Annotated in this window: 12 protein-coding genes; 10 read left to right on the top strand and 2 right to left on the bottom strand. The window is 50.6% G+C overall.

The genetic code is table 11. From position 1 onward, the window contains the following. Window positions 1-107: 107 nt before the first annotated feature. Window positions 108-4,880, top strand: a complete 4,773-nt coding sequence (locus BN3003_RS12870) for an NAD-glutamate dehydrogenase (protein ID WP_058357075.1) — start codon at window positions 108-110, stop codon at window positions 4,878-4,880. 179 nt (window positions 4,881-5,059) lie between these two features. Next, window positions 5,060-6,586: a hypothetical protein gene (locus tag BN3003_RS12865; RefSeq protein WP_058357074.1), complete on the top strand. Its 1,527-nt coding sequence runs from the start codon at window positions 5,060-5,062 to the stop codon at window positions 6,584-6,586. A 322-nt stretch (window positions 6,587-6,908) separates the two neighbouring features. Here the strand turns inward: BN3003_RS12865 and lolA are convergent, their stop codons facing one another. Further along, window positions 6,909-7,526, bottom strand: a complete 618-nt coding sequence (gene lolA / locus BN3003_RS12860) for an outer membrane lipoprotein periplasmic chaperone LolA (protein ID WP_058357073.1) — start codon at window positions 7,524-7,526, stop codon at window positions 6,909-6,911. A 215-nt stretch (window positions 7,527-7,741) separates the two neighbouring features. After that, entirely contained in the window at window positions 7,742-8,530 is a 789-nt protein-coding gene (gene nadE / locus BN3003_RS12855; protein WP_058357072.1) for an NAD(+) synthase, read from the bottom strand. Window positions 8,531-8,696: 166 nt separating this feature from the next. Between nadE and BN3003_RS12850 the strand changes: the two genes are divergently transcribed. The 8 genes from BN3003_RS12850 to nhaA all read left to right on the top strand — a co-directional run bounded on the left by BN3003_RS12850 (window position 8,697) and on the right by nhaA (window position 13,987). Next, a complete protein-coding gene (locus tag BN3003_RS12850) occupies window positions 8,697-8,960 on the top strand; it encodes a DUF7336 domain-containing protein (protein ID WP_058357071.1) in 264 nt (87 codons plus the stop codon). 83 nt (window positions 8,961-9,043) lie between these two features. Further along, window positions 9,044-9,907 carry a ferritin-like domain-containing protein gene (locus tag BN3003_RS12845; protein ID WP_234333072.1) on the top strand — a complete coding sequence of 288 codons (864 nt, stop codon included), beginning with the start codon at window positions 9,044-9,046 and terminating at the stop codon, window positions 9,905-9,907. A gap of 64 nt (window positions 9,908-9,971) precedes the next feature. Continuing rightward, on the top strand, window positions 9,972-10,622 hold the full coding sequence (locus tag BN3003_RS12840; RefSeq protein ID WP_058357070.1) for an HAD family hydrolase: 651 nt from the start codon (window positions 9,972-9,974) through the stop codon (window positions 10,620-10,622). Between the two features lie 9 nt (window positions 10,623-10,631). Continuing rightward, the gene (locus tag BN3003_RS12835) at window positions 10,632-11,021 is read left to right on the top strand and encodes a hypothetical protein (RefSeq protein ID WP_058357069.1); all 390 of its coding nucleotides are present in this window, start codon (window positions 10,632-10,634) and stop codon (window positions 11,019-11,021) included. Window positions 11,022-11,054: 33 nt separating this feature from the next. Next, the gene (locus BN3003_RS12830) at window positions 11,055-11,618 is read left to right on the top strand and encodes an NADAR family protein (RefSeq protein ID WP_058357068.1); all 564 of its coding nucleotides are present in this window, start codon (window positions 11,055-11,057) and stop codon (window positions 11,616-11,618) included. A gap of 308 nt (window positions 11,619-11,926) precedes the next feature. After that, window positions 11,927-12,208: a hypothetical protein gene (locus BN3003_RS12825; RefSeq protein ID WP_147645439.1), complete on the top strand. Its 282-nt coding sequence runs from the start codon at window positions 11,927-11,929 to the stop codon at window positions 12,206-12,208. 116 nt (window positions 12,209-12,324) lie between these two features. After that, entirely contained in the window at window positions 12,325-12,570 is a 246-nt protein-coding gene (locus tag BN3003_RS12820) for a hypothetical protein (RefSeq protein WP_058357066.1), read from the top strand. A gap of 250 nt (window positions 12,571-12,820) precedes the next feature. Beyond that, the gene (gene nhaA / locus BN3003_RS12815) at window positions 12,821-13,987 is read left to right on the top strand and encodes a Na+/H+ antiporter NhaA (RefSeq protein ID WP_058357065.1); all 1,167 of its coding nucleotides are present in this window, start codon (window positions 12,821-12,823) and stop codon (window positions 13,985-13,987) included. The last annotated feature ends 633 nt before the right edge of the window (window positions 13,988-14,620 follow it).

Below are 14,620 nucleotides of genomic sequence, written 5' to 3'. Positions count from 1 at the left end.
CTACGCTAAGGTGGTGAGTAGAACAATATTCAGTCGGGATAGAGGCTGGATACAGCGTAATTTGGACTGAGTTTACTTATATTACCGGATAAGAGAGTGGAGGCGGTATGTCGATGCAACACGCTTGGCAGACACAATTGCAACAATATGCTCAAGAGCATAATATTAATGAAGCGGGTCAAACCTTCTTTTTAACCTATTATGAAGATGTGGACAGCGAAGATTTGTCCCTCTTGCCGGTCAGCGATTTGGTTGCTGCTGCCCGCAGCCACCAACGCACCGCCGCCTTACCTCGTTTGCCCGGTCAATCGCATGTGGAAATCCTGCAGCAACATACCGATGCAGAATTTGCCGCCAACGAAACCGTCATCAACATCGTCTTCGACGATTTGCCTTTTCTCATCGACTCTTTAATCATGTTGCTCAACCGCCCACCACAACAAAGTGGTGAAGTGAAAGTGGATTTGCAATTGTTGGTGCACCCGATATTCACCATCAAGCGCAATGAGCAAGGCGAGTTGCAAAGCTGGTCGCGCAGCCGCAGCACCGACAATGGCCGTGAATCTTGGGTACAAATCCGTTTAAACCAATTGTCGGAAGCGCATGCCAACCAATTAAAAGGCGAAATCGAATCTACTTTGGCGACTTTGTACAAAGTGGTCAGCGATGAGGGTTTGATGCGCCGTGCGTTGTCGCAAGTGACCACACAAGTGCAGCAACAATGGCACCAAGACAATGAAGAAGTGTTGGCGTTCTTGAATTGGCTGTCGGCCAACCATTTCTTGTTCATGGGCTTTTGTGAATACGATTTGACCCAAGACGATGAGGGCGCGCAACAATTGGCGATACACCAAGACAGTTGCTTGGGTTTGTTCCAATTGCGGCCTGTATACCCATATTCCAGCGGTTTCTCTAATTTGGAGCCGCATGAAAAAGCCACTTGGCTCAGCGGCCCACGTTTAATCCTGAGCAAATCACAACAACGTGCCACCATACACCGCAACACCCATTACGATTTGATCGGCATCCACAAACTCAATGCCGCTGGTGAAGTGGTGGGACAATGGCGCTTCATGGGTTTGTACACCGCGCAAACATATTTGAGCTCGGTATGGGACATCCCTGTTATCCGCCAAAAATGCCGTTATGTGGTACAAGAATGCGATTATGTCGCCGGTGGTTACAAAGACAAGACTTTGCATTTTATTTTGCAATCTTATCCACGCGATGAGTTATTGCAAATCACCGCGCCAGCTTTAGCACCGATTGTTGAAGGCATGGTGACCTTACAAGAGCGTCCGCGCACGCGCATTTTCACCCGTGTTGACGATTTCAAGCGTTATGTCAGCGCGATGGTGTTTTTGCCGCGCGAAGCGTTCAACACCAATTTGCGTGAACGTGTGGCGGCGGTATTGGAACGCGCGTTTGCCTCCAGTGATTTTGATTTCTCGGTTAACCAAGGCGATGGCCCGTTGGCGCGCCTGCACTTCATGTTCCGTACCGATGCCAAATTGTTGCCACCTGTGGATGCAACGGCTTTGGAACAAGAAATTGAACAATTGGTGCGCGGTTGGCAAGACCAATTCAAGGTCTTACTTGCCGATGTGAGCGAAGCGGAACAAAGCTTTGCCCAATTCAGCATAGATTCTTTGAGCAAGGCTTACCAAGACCAACACAAACCGGAAGAAGCGTGGCAAGACATTCAACGTTGGTATGGCATTGCCGACCAGCAAGTGGGCATTTATTTGGATGCCAGCGACGATGTTGAGATTCCTTGGCGTTTGCGTTTGTATTACCGCGACCAATTGCCGAGCTTGTCCAAAGTATTGCCGATGATAGAAAGCTTGGGCGTGACCGTGTACGAGGAAATTCCATATGAATTCACCTTGGCAGACGGCTCGCTGATTTCCATCAGTGACATTGGTTTGGCAGTGCAAGCCGAAGACAGTGAGCGCTTGCATTTGGACGAGGTGCGCAGCGAATTTACCGCTTTGTTACAGCAAGTGTTTAACCAACAAGTGGAAGTCGATGGTTTCAATACCTTGGTGTTGAAAGCCGGCATAGCTTGGCGCGATACCGTGGTGTTGCGTTCTTTGGCCAAGTATTTGAAACAAGCAACGCTGCCATTCAGTCAAGCCTATGTGGAGCAATGCTTGCAACACAATATCGCGCCGGTATTGAGTTTGTGCAATTTGTGGCAAATGCGTTTGCATCCACAACAGGCCAACCAATCGCAAGCCGATTCTGTGGTGAAACAATTCAAGCAGCAATTGGATGACGTCAGCAATGCCGACGAAGACCGCATTTTGAATGCCTTCTTAACCGTGATTTTGGCGGTGGTGCGCACCAACTTCTGGCAACAAGATGCCGATGGTGCTCACAAACCGGTGCTGAGCATGAAAATTGAATCGGGCAAAATCGATTTCTTGCCCAAGCCTTGGCCGATGTTTGAAATCTGGGTTTACAGCCCACGCATAGAAGGCGTGCATTTGCGCGGAGCCAAAGTGGCGCGCGGTGGTTTGCGCTGGTCTGACCGCATGGAAGACTTCCGTACCGAAGTGTTGGGTTTGGTCAAAGCACAAATGGTGAAAAATGCCGTCATCGTACCGAATGGTTCTAAAGGCGGCTTTGTGTGCAAACAAAGCCCCAATCCGAAAGACCGCCAAGCAGTATTGAACGAGGGCATCGCCTGTTACCAACGCTTTATCCAAGGTTTATTGGATTTAACCGACAACCGCTTGGCCGATGGCAGTTTGGAACACCCTCAAGCCACCCATTGCCGCGATGCTGAAGACCCGTATTTGGTGGTGGCAGCAGACAAAGGCACGGCCAAATTCTCTGACATCGCCAACCAAATTGCCATAGACAACCATTTCTGGCTGAACGATGCGTTTGCTTCTGGTGGTTCTGCTGGTTACGACCACAAAGGCATGGGCATTACCGCACGCGGTGCATGGGAATCGGTGAAACGCCATTTCCGTCACTTGGGCAAAAACATCCAAACTGAAGACTTTACCGTGGTGGGTATTGGCGACATGGCCGGTGACGTGTTTGGTAATGGCATGTTGTTGTCTGAGCACATTCGTTTGAAAGCGGCGTTCAACCACCAACACATCTTCTTAGACCCGAATCCCGATGCGGCCAGCAGTTATTTGGAACGTCAGCGCTTGTTTGAAGCAGTGGCTGGTTGGGGCGAGTACAACACCGACTTGATTTCTGAAGGCGGCGGCGTGTTCGATCGCAGCGCCAAGAAAATCACCTTGAGCCCACAAGTGCAGCAATGGCTGAATGTGATTGAAGGCTCGATGGCACCGAATGATTTGATCAAAGCCATTTTACAGGCCGATGTGGAATTGTTGTACAACGGTGGTATTGGGACTTACATCAAAGCCAGTACGGAAACCCATGCCGATGCCATGGACAAGGCCAACGATGTGTTGCGCGTGAACGGCGACGAAGTCGGAGCCAAAGTCATAGGCGAAGGCGGCAATTTGGGCATGACCCAATTGGCGCGGATTGAATACTGGCAACACGGTGGTCGCTGTAATACTGATGCGGTCGACAATTCCGCCGGCGTTGATTGTTCAGACCACGAAGTGAACATCAAAATCTTGCTCGGTGGCATCGTGCAAGCGGGTCAATTGAGCATAGAAGACCGCAATGAATTGCTCAAATCCATGACCGATGAGGTCGCACATTTGGTATTGCGCAACAATTACTTGCAAACGCAAATGTTGGCGATGAACCAATTGGATGTGGTGAAAAATCTGCCAGCTTTGACCGAGTTGATGGCGTATTTGCAAGAGCATGCTGGTTTGCAACGCAAACTTGAATTCTTGCCGGATGCGGCGCAATTGCAACAGCGCCTCACCAGTGGCCAAGGCTTTGCCAATCCGGAAATTGCGGTATTGATGGCTTACAGCAAAATGCATTTACAAGACGCATTGTTGGCGGGCGATTTGCCTGATGATGTCGCCTTCAATTCGGTCTTGGTGAATTACTTCCCACAAGCGATGCAAACGCAATACGCGGCCGAAATTGAAAACCACTATTTGCGCCGTGAAATCATCGCCAACCAAGTGGCCAACCAAGTGGTGAACCGCATGGGTATCAGCTTTGTGCAGCGTTTGAGCACCGAGATGGGCCGCTCGATAGACGATGTGGTGCGTGCGTATTGGATTGCCAGCGAGCTGTATCAAGCTGAGCGCCATTTCGCCCACATTGAAAGCTGGGACAACGAGATTAATGCCGAATTGCAAATGCGTTTGATGGCGGCATTGGCGCGCTTAATCAGCCGTGTGGCGCGTGGCCTCTTAAAAGACCATGCCAACTTGTCCGACATCCGTACATGGCAAGAGCATTATTCAGCGCCAGTGCAAGACTTGTTGGGTCAATTGCCACAATTGATTAAAGCCGATATCCATCCTAGCGTGGTCAATTCGCTGGAAGTGTTGTCTGGTCAAGAAGCCATCGCTGCGGATACCGCACAATTCTTGGCGCGCTTGCCCTACGCTGAAAATCTGTTGAATTTGATTGATTTGAGCGAAAAAACCGAGCAGCCGTTGGCGATGGTGGCCGAGTATTATTTCGATGCCAGTGCCAAATTGAACAGCGATTGGCTTTACCACACCATCGCCGCCTTGCCGCGTGAAAACCATTGGCAAAACCAAGCTTGCTTGGCCATCCGTGAAGATACGCAAAATCTGCTGCTGGACATCACCAAACAAATGTTGGTGGTGGAAGACGCCAGTGGCGAAGCGGTGTTGGAACAGAAGCTGCAATTGATCCAACAGCAAGTGGCGACCATGCAGCCGTATGCGCACATAGACTTGGCGATGTTGTCGGCTTTGCTGCGCAGCATCAGCAAAATCGTGCACTGAGTGTTCATTTAAGTAGCATATCAAGCGTCCTGTAACAAACAGGGCGCTTTTTTTTGAGTATTTAATTTTTTCCATGCTAATATCGAGCTGTTTTCCAACTGACACCCGAGAATCGTATGCGTTATAGTCCTCTGATGCTTAGCTGTATTGCCGCCGCAGTCTTATCTGCTTGTACCACCATGGACACCAACCGTCCGGATCAAATGTACCGCCAAGCGGTGATGAACAACCTCCAAAAAGACAATCGCTACAATTTCAGTGGCGAAGCCACGATTAAGATGCAAGACAAGGCCAGCTTGGACGCGGCGACTTTGGCTTTGGGTCAAACGGCCACTGCTGCCGATGCGGCAAGTGCTGCCAAAAGCGCCGCAAGCACTGAGGTCGATAGCGCAGCTACAGCAGACGCTGCCGCCGCCGTTGACGCTGCTGCAGCGGAAATCGCCGCTGCCGCCAGTGCCGATGAAGACATTGAAGTATCGCACCACAAAGAAGATTGGAATGAGGTGTTTGACACCATGTTGACCGAAGCCGACCGCTATCCGTTGGTGCAGTCGTTCTTGAAAAATTCCAATGTGCGCATCGAAGGTGCGGTGGATTTGCCGCAAGGCAAAGTGGAAATGATTCCTTCTTTGAACATGGCCACCAGCAATTACGGCATGTGGGGGCGTTTGCCCATCCAGGTGGATGCCAAACGCGAAAGCATTTTGCTCGACACCCAAGGCTATGCTGGCTGGATGGAAGCGGCCATCTTAGGCAGCAGCAAAGAAAAGCAATTGGATGGCATCAAGCGTTTGGAAAATGGCGCTTTGTTGGAAATCAAACAGCCAGAAGACATGAAAGAGCGCTATCCGGTGAAAAGCCTGTTGCGTGCTTTTCCTAAAGGCTTAGAGGCGTATTTGGGCGCGATGGAAGCCGAGAAATTCAGTTTGCAGCCTATGGACGAATATGGACGTGAATTGCACGCCGCTTACCGTGTGCAAGTGTCTTACGATGCCATAGACAGCTTGAAGTGGAGCAAGGCCTTGCTACAAGGCTATAACCAAGAGTTTTTGCGTTTGCAACGCGAAGAACCTGAAGCCGGCATCTCAGAAAAAGCCTATAACGATGCCAAATCGGTGTTGTTATTGGGGGCAATGTTGCTCGGTGGCGACAGCAATGAGTGCAAAAAAGACGGCGATGCCCAAGCAGCAGTGGATGCGGCAGCAGCGGCAACGGCTGAGACCGAGAGCAGCGAAGTGGGCGGCTTGAGCGCTGCCATGAAATCGGAATTGGCCTGTTCTGGCAACGATGCTTTGGACGAATTGAAAAAAGAAATGGGTCAAATGCCTAAGGTACATGAAGACTTGTATTTAAGCCGCAGTGGTCGCGTGCTCGGCATCCAAGACCGCATGGTGATGACGGGCAAGAAAAATCCCAAGGCTTTGGTGTATGTGTCGCGCGTGAAAATGCACGGTTATGGCAATCCGAAATTCACCTTAAACCCGAATACCCAGCCGACAGTATCGATTTGGCAATTGATTAAAGAAGCAAAAGCCCAAGACAGTGAGGGCGATGAGGCTGCGGCCGATGCCGAAGCGTTCACTGCTGAAGCTGTTGCGGCGGCTGAAGAAGCGGCTGCCGCCGCCGATGCCGCTGCAGCAGAAGCCACACCGGTAAAGGCCAAAGCGAAAAAGTCAAAGGCCAAAGCCAAGAAAACCAAGTCTTAAGCATGCATGCGGTTTGATGCGGCCTGTAAATCAATCAAAACCACTGTTTGGCAGTGGTTTTTTCTTTAACTGCATCAGCTAAGACCAATTATTGATGTTCAAAAGTTCTGAGCCAACCAAGCCTAAGCAGACGCAGCAGCTAAATGGATGCGGCCTGTAAACCCAAAAACCACTGTATTGAAGTGGTTTGACTTGAACAGTGTAAGACTCACCAAAAGAATTAGGCTTTAAATCGCCGTAGCTGCTGCTTTGAGGGCAATGCGGCCTGTAAACCAAAAAAACCACTGCGGTGCAGTGGTTTTTTGTATCTGATTACTAAAGCTTAATTGCTCAACACATCCACGCCTTTGGGTGGGGTGAAGCGGAAGCTGGAGGCTGACAAATTGGGGTTGTTGTTCAAGCTGCCAAAGCTGACGGTGGTGTTGTTACCGAAGCTGTCGCGCAATTGCATGCGTGCCAATTGGTCGCCTTTGAAACCGATGCGGATGTATTGATATCCCGCATTGGATGATTTCGGGGTGGCGCGCACCCAATCGATGCCGCCTTGGTTGCCTTCGTCTTTCAAGGTGTAGCTGCCTTCCAAGGCACCACGGTTAGACAAGATGGCAGCAGGGCTGTCGCCCAAAGCCGCGGCTTGTGATTTTTTGGTCACTTGTTTTAACTCAGGATCGTAAAGCCACACGGTTTTGCTGTCGCCAACAATCACTTGTTTGTAAGGACGGGTGTAGTCCCAACGGAAATAACCAGGACGCAAGATTTTAAAAGTACCGCTGGAGGTTTGGGTTTTCTTTTTCGAGGTCACGGTTTGGCTGAAGCTGCCAGACAAACCATTGGCATCGTTATTGAATTTTTTCAAGGCATCAATGCCACTGGCTTGGGCTTGAATGCTGAAGCCGAATACGGCGCTCACGGCGATTGCTTTTAATACGGTCGATTTCATTACAACCTCTTTCGGGTATGTTTGTATGAATGTTGGGCAGACTATAGGCCAAAACATTCACATTGTCTGCGGGGGCTTACAGGCCGCTTTGCTATGTGAAGCAAGGTTAATGCCGAGCTAAACACCTGTGACACAATAAAATTAGCCGATAAAATCGGCTAAGTATCTGCGTGTCATCGTAACACAAACTTGCATGAATTTTCAGGCGACAGCGCTTACAGCAAGGCCTGAGGAATCACACACACCGGTATCGGATTAACTTTGTGCTGCATGGCGCGGTGCAAACGGTCGTAAATTTGAAACACCTCTTGCTCGCGGCCGCTGAAATCGGCAGCGGTATGGTCGGGGTACACGCCCATAGCCCATTCCAATTCAGGATAGGTCGCGCCCATTTGTTGCTCGTCAGTGCGTTCTTCATCCCACAAGCCATCGGTAGGCACGGCTTTTTGTATCGACACGTCCACATCCAAAGCAGCCGCCAATTCGTATACTTGGGTTTTGGTCAAGTCGGCAATCGGGCTTAAATCCACACCGCCGTCACCGTATTTGGTGAAGAAACCGACACCAAAGTCTTCGATTTTATTGCCCGTACCGGTGACCAATAAGCCATGCAATTGGCCGTAATAATACAAAGTCACCATGCGCAAACGCGAGCGCGCATTGGCCAAAGCCAAGGCTTTATTGGTAAACGCATTGCCATCGACTTCATTGTCGGCGGCAAATTGGTTGAAAGTGGGGGTTAAATCCACGCGCGCGGCGCTGACGTTGGCAAAACGCTGCTGCAATTGCTGCATGTGCAATTGGGCGCGGCTGACTTGGTCGGCTTGTTGGCGTATCGGCAATTCCAGCAGCAAGGTCGGCAAACCGGTTTTGGCTGCCAATATGGATACCACCGCAGAATCGATGCCACCTGAAATACCTATCACAAAACCCTTGGCACGGGCTTGTGCGGCATAGTCTTTTAACCAGTTGACGATGTGTTCGATCACGGCTTGGGCTTGCATACTGCCTCCGAATAAGATAAAAAACTCACAGCGCCCCATGATACAAGCCTTAAGGCGGCCTGAAAAGCATTGATTATGTGTCTCAAAATGAGTATTTGCAGTGTAAAATTCCAGTGGGTAGGACAACCATTTGTTGATGAGCAACCCGTTCAGACAGGAAGTTACAATGAAACAAGTATTTGTACTCAGCCACGTGGTGTTATTGCCACCCGATTTTGAACAAGAGCAGCAAAAATGGGTGGGCATTTATACCACGCAAGAAAATGCGCTGGCCGCGATAGAACGCTTGAAGCAGCAACGCGGTTTTCGTGACCACCCCAATCTCATCGATTACGATGCCGAACATCCCGATTTTCAAGGTTTCAGCATAGACAGCTACGATTTGGATCAAGATTATTGGCCCGAAGGCTATGATTTGGATGCCAATTAAGTGCGGCATGATTTGACTCTGGTCGATACTATGCTTGATTGGGCTGAATTTATCGGCATTTGCGGCTAAAATGGCGGTTTTCATTGTTGGCTGATGCCGTGATAGCCTTATTTGCCCAGTTACAGGCCGCTTTATTGGCGACCAATCCCGATGTGAAATGCCAATTGACCGCCGAGTTGCAACAAGCAGCGTTGACGCAGGACGTGGTGTGGGATGCGGATGCGCCCATTTTGGATTTTGCCCGTGCCGGTCAGCCCGCGCGGCCGCTGCTGGTTGATCCCAAAGATGTGAAGCCGCGCAAAATGGGCACACAAGCAGGCTATGCGGCTTTATTGCATGCGGTGGCGCACATCGAATTCAATGCCATCAATCTGGCCTTGGACGCCGCTTACCGTTTTCGTCACATTGATGTCCAATTTACCTTGGATTGGCTGCGCATCGCGGCTGAAGAGGCTTACCATTTTGGCTTGATGCGCGAGCGCGTGCGCGCCTTGGGTTTTGATTATGGTGATTTTGAAGCGCACAACCATTTGTGGGACATGGCCTACAAAACCGCTTACGATCCGCTATTGCGCATGGCTTTGGTGCCGCGGGTATTGGAAGCGCGCGGTTTGGATGTGACGCCGGCGATGCGTGCCAAAATCGAACAGCGCGGCGATTTGGAAACGTGCGCGGTATTGGACATCATCTACCGCGATGAGGTCGGCCATGTGCAAGTGGGCAATCATTGGTACCATGTGTTGTGTCAACAGCGTGGTTTGGACGCGTTACAACTGTTTCAGCAATTGATACAGCGCTACGATTTGTTTTTGTTTCGTGGCCATTTGAATGTGGAAGCGCGCGAACGCGCTGGCTTTAGCTCGTTTGAATTGGCGCTGCTGCAAGACTTTCAGGCCGCTCAAAGCCAACAAGCGCCGCAATGGAAACAGGCATTAAGCCGCGTTTAAACCACATTGATACCATCATTTCAGCAATACCAACAAACTTAATTTCTCAAGCTAAAGGACAGGCATGAGCATCAAAGCAGTGTTATTTGATTTGGACGGCACTTTGGCCGATACCGCCTTGGATTTGGGCGGCGCCCTCAATACCATGTTGCGTGAGCACGGTTTGCCCGCCGTGAGCATGGACGAGATACGCCCTGTTGCCAGCCACGGCGCCAGCGGCTTATTGAAACTGGGCATGAATCTCGACAAATCCGACCCCAACCACGCGCGTTTGCGCCAACAGTATTTGGACACTTACGAAACCTGTTTCGATCAAGACACGGTCTTGTTCGACGGCATAGACGCCTTGATACAGGCCATTCATGCGCGCGGTTTGAAATGGGGCATCATCACCAATAAGCCGCACACCTTCACCCACCGCTTGGTGCCGCAATTGGGCTTTAGCGTGGCGCCGGATGTGGTGGTCAGTGGCGACACCACTGCCGAAGCCAAACCCAGCACCAAACCGATGTTGTATGCGTGTGAACAAATTGATGTCGCGCCAGAAGCGTGTTTGTACGTTGGCGATGCCGAGCGCGACATGCAAGCCGGGAAAAATGCTGGCATGCACACCGTGTTGGTGTCTTGGGGTTACATCCATGCCGATGACAACATCGCTGCGTGGCCGGCCGACACAGTCATCGACACGCCTGAGCAATTGTTGCAATTGTTGTAAGGACGAGCGATGCGCCAGCAATACCACATCCGCCAAGTCGGCAGCGACACCCATGTGTGGGACGTGAACCGTTTGCTGCGCGTGCACGCCGATTTGCCAACAGAACAATTGGCGCTGGCCGAGATTGCCGAATTGCAGCAAGCGTATTGGTATGCCGACAGCCATCCTACTACGCTGGAACTGATTGTACACATGCGTTTGGTTGAAGCGGCGGACTTGGCCTATCCCATCCTCATTGATGCCGAAGGCGGCTTGATGGATGGCATGCACCGCATCGTTAAAGCCGTGTTGGCAGGGCACAGCCACATTGCCGCGCAGCGTTTGCCCCATACGCCTGCGCCTGATTACATCAATGTCGATGTCGACAGCTTGCCTTATGATGATGACGATTTGATTTGAAGCGGCCTGTAAGTGGTGGCATGAGAGGTGAACATGAGTGACAAGCAGTATGTGCAGCAATTGCAGCAAGCGTGTGCGCAGGGTGAATGTTTCGATTATCTGTGTTTTTGGGGGCACACGCCGAAAGCTGGCTACAGCGTGGACCAAAGCTGCTTCAGTCAGTGGTATCCGGCGCCGTTCAGTGTGGATGGGCATGTTTATGCTACTGCTGAACACTATATGATGGCGCAAAAAGCCTTATTGTTTGGCGATGAAGCGGTGTTTGCGCAGGTATTACAGGCCGCTACACCAAAACAGGCCAAAGACTTGGGACGGCAAGTGCGCGGCTATCAAGAAGACGTATGGGAGGCGCAACGCTTTGCCATCGTGTGCGCTGGCAATCTGGCCAAATTTTCGCAGCACCTTGATTTGCAAACCTTCTTGTTGGCTACCGGCAAACGGGTGTTGGTCGAAGCCTCGCCAGTAGACCGCATTTGGGGCATAGGCTTGGCCGCCAACCATGCCCATGCCAAACAAGCTCAGCGCTGGCAAGGCTTGAATTTATTGGGCTTTGCGCTGATGCAAGTGCGTTCAGAATTGCAACAGCGCGAGGTTTAAGCTCATCCATCTCTTTGCCTAAAACACTGCATGTATTTCAACGCTTTTGCATTAACAACAAGCGGCCTGTAAACCTGTTTCAGCGTTTACAGGTCGCTTGTTATTGATTGAGAGAGTTTGTTTGGCGTAAGAACACAGCCGTTGCGATGTATTGCTCAATAGGTGGCGACGGTATTGGAATGCAATCTGCATTAAGGCTGGAGGTGAGATGGTAAGGCAAACTGTTGGCTTGACATCAGGTGGTATGTCGATAGGGGTGTGGTTCATGATCGGGAGTGGGGATGTTGGATAAATGGGCGCAAACCATCATGCAAGCACTGTGGCGCTGTGTGCTGGCTGTGCATGGCTTATTGGCCATCTGCGTGCTGGTATTGTCACCTGAGATTTGGATTGCAGCCTTATGGGGTCTGTTACGGCTGGTGTGTCTCAAAGCTTATCGTGGCTGGGTGCACATTTGTCGGCTCTGGGGCTGGGTGAATGAGGATGTGCGCGGGTGTTTGGGCTGGGGCATGCGGATGTTGCTGTGGGCAGGTTTATTTGTTGGTATTAGCGCAGTACTGATATATGGGATGATATGGGTGTTGGCTTAAACCGCCGTGATTATGCGGCCTGTAAACACATGCGGCGATTCATAGCGGCATTGATGTGGTTTGCAGCAAAGAAAGTGACCGCAAATGGAGCCAGACCTGATGGATAAACGTGGGCCATGTTAGAAACATTGTTGGGGCTAGGCTTGCTCGCCTTGGTGGTGTGGCTGTTGCCTGAGCTTATTTTGGAAGCTGTATTTGAAGGCATACTGGAGGGCTTGCGGGTGTTTTGGCGCCATTTGCGCCATGGTTTTCGCGCTGTCGATGCTGAAGCGTGGGCATGGCTGCGTTTCTTGGGCGCTGGTTTGATATGGCTGTTGGGATTTTTTGGCTTGATTGCGCTGCTGTTTTACCTATTTCGATGATGGACAAGGTGACCGATACCAAGATGCGGCCTGTAAACCTGTTTCAGTGTTTACAGGCCGCATCTTTTTGCATGATGGTATCTGTGTGAAATGTTGATTAATGTAAGTTTTTGTATGCAGATGCCGATTTTATGGGTGAATAAATGCAAATCGGTTATAATTCAGCCTCTGTTTCAATACTGAGTTGAGTTTTTTGAGTTTACAGGCTGCATGGGGCGGGCTGTGGATTGAACGAGCTTATGGAGTGTTGATGATCAAACGTTTTCAAGTCTTTTTTGCGTCTGAGCCTGCTGCCGGCATTGTGTTGATGTTGGCTTCGGTATTGGGTTTGGCGCTTGCCAACAGTGTGTTTGCGCCTGTCTATTTTCAAATTTTAAACCACAGCGTTTTTGGTTTATCAATCTTGCATTGGATTAACGATGCCTTGATGGCGGTGTTTTTCTTGTATGTGGGTTTGGAAATGAAGCGCGAATTTATCGGTGGTGCTTTGCAAAGCCTGCAACAACGCTTGCTGCCAGGTTTGGCGGCGCTGGCGGGTTTGCTGGTGCCGGCGTTAATTTTTGTGGCCATGAATTGGGGTCATCCTGAGGTAATGGCGGGCTGGGCGATACCCACTGCCACCGACATTGCGTTTGCCTTGGGTGTATTGGCCTTATTGGGCTCGCGGGTTCCGAGCAGTTTGAAGGTGTTTTTGGCGGCGCTGGCCATCATGGATGACATGGCGGCCATCGTGGTAATTGCGCTGTTTTACAGCAGCGGCTTGCAATGGCTGTATTTACTGGCGGCGGCGCTGGTGTTGCTGTGTTTGTACGCGCTTAACCGTCGCCATGTGTACCGCCACAGTCCTTACATTATATTGGGTTTGTTGCTGTGGCTGTTGGTATTGAAATCCGGCATACACGCGACCTTGGCTGGCGTGGCTTTGGCCTTGACCATCCCGCTGCGGGTGGTGAATCCACACGGCGATGGCTGGCCACCGCTGTTGCAATGGGAACATGGCTTGCAGCGCTGGGTAGGTTTTTTGGTGGTGCCGGTGTTTGGTTGGGCCAATGCTGGCGTGTCGTTTGCCAACATCAGCTGGACCGACCTTGCGCAGCCGTTGGTGTGGGGCATTGCGCTGGGCCTCTTTGTGGGCAAGCAAGTGGGCGTGTTTGGCATGGTGTATGTGGGCGAGAAACTTGGACTGTTAACGCGACCACAAGGCGCCAATTGGTGGCATGTGTATGGCGTGGCCTTGCTTTGTGGCATCGGCTTTACCATGAGTTTGTTCATCAGTGTGTTGGCGTTTGTCCAGCCGCAATGGCAAGACTTGAGCAAGCTGGGCGTGTTTGCCGGCTCGCTCTTGGCTGGCGTAGCAGGCTATGCGGTGTTGCGTTTGCAAAAACCGGCCACAGCCGAAGCGAGCTGTGTGGGGTGATAAGCTGTTTTAGCAATTTGTTTTAAGCGCACGGTGGTGTTTGTGCGCTGTCCCATTGCTTACAGATGGCTTAAGCCTCATTCACAGCATTAAGCGATAGCAAGCAATAATCAAACAGTAATAATGTGTGGCTCAGCAATCAATAAGCGGCCTGTAAACCCAATATGCGGTTTACAGGCCGCTTTTGCGTCTGTACTGGCAAAACTGTGCCATCAAGACACTTCTATGGCCAATGCTGTATCAGCCTTGGTATTTCAACTGCTGTGGTAAACCGGTTTTGCTTAGGCAAGCCGCACTGTGTCGGTGTTTATGGCCCCTATCGGCGCTGTCAGCCCAAGCAAGCTGTTTCATTTGAGAGGGTTTATCGACTGAGTGTCACGAATATTGGCCGAACAAGCCAATTGGCAGTGGTATTTGAGTTTGGCATCACAAGCAGGGAACGATAGGGGTTAATTTGAGGTTTTCAATTGATTTATCAATGAAAACATGGGTTTGTGATGGTGCTTTGATGAGGCTTCGCACATGAGTAGTCGCGGGTTTAGCACCGATATGCACAGTGGTATAGACAGGTATTGAAGCTAAAAGTAGAGCTCTAAAACAGTTGATAATGAAACTTTAATGCCTGATATTTTT

This window comes from Vitreoscilla massiliensis, from assembly GCF_001457815.1.
Taxonomy (GTDB): Bacteria; Pseudomonadota; Gammaproteobacteria; order Burkholderiales; family Neisseriaceae; genus Vitreoscilla; species Vitreoscilla massiliensis.
The sequence above is the reverse complement of the archived record's forward strand: the minus strand, read 5'-3'. Positions and strand labels throughout refer to the sequence as shown.

Excerpts from the sequence above, each read along its gene's own strand:
- BN3003_RS12820 (WP_058357066.1), top strand. The coding sequence starts at position 12,325 with ATGTTAGAAACATTGTTGGGGCTAGGCTTGCTCGCCTTGGTGGTGTGG.
- lolA (WP_058357073.1), bottom strand. The coding sequence starts at position 7,526 with ATGAAATCGACCGTATTAAAAGCAATCGCCGTGAGCGCCGTATTCGGC.
- BN3003_RS12870 (WP_058357075.1), top strand. The coding sequence starts at position 108 with ATGTCGATGCAACACGCTTGGCAGACACAATTGCAACAATATGCTCAA.
- BN3003_RS12850 (WP_058357071.1), top strand. The coding sequence starts at position 8,697 with ATGAAACAAGTATTTGTACTCAGCCACGTGGTGTTATTGCCACCCGAT.
- nadE (WP_058357072.1), bottom strand. The coding sequence starts at position 8,530 with ATGCAAGCCCAAGCCGTGATCGAACACATCGTCAACTGGTTAAAAGAC.
- BN3003_RS12835 (WP_058357069.1), top strand. The coding sequence starts at position 10,632 with ATGCGCCAGCAATACCACATCCGCCAAGTCGGCAGCGACACCCATGTG.
- BN3003_RS12865 (WP_058357074.1), top strand. The coding sequence starts at position 5,060 with ATGGACACCAACCGTCCGGATCAAATGTACCGCCAAGCGGTGATGAAC.
- BN3003_RS12825 (WP_147645439.1), top strand. The coding sequence starts at position 11,927 with ATGCAAGCACTGTGGCGCTGTGTGCTGGCTGTGCATGGCTTATTGGCC.
- BN3003_RS12840 (WP_058357070.1), top strand. The coding sequence starts at position 9,972 with ATGAGCATCAAAGCAGTGTTATTTGATTTGGACGGCACTTTGGCCGAT.
- BN3003_RS12830 (WP_058357068.1), top strand. The coding sequence starts at position 11,055 with ATGAGTGACAAGCAGTATGTGCAGCAATTGCAGCAAGCGTGTGCGCAG.
- nhaA (WP_058357065.1), top strand. The coding sequence starts at position 12,821 with ATGATCAAACGTTTTCAAGTCTTTTTTGCGTCTGAGCCTGCTGCCGGC.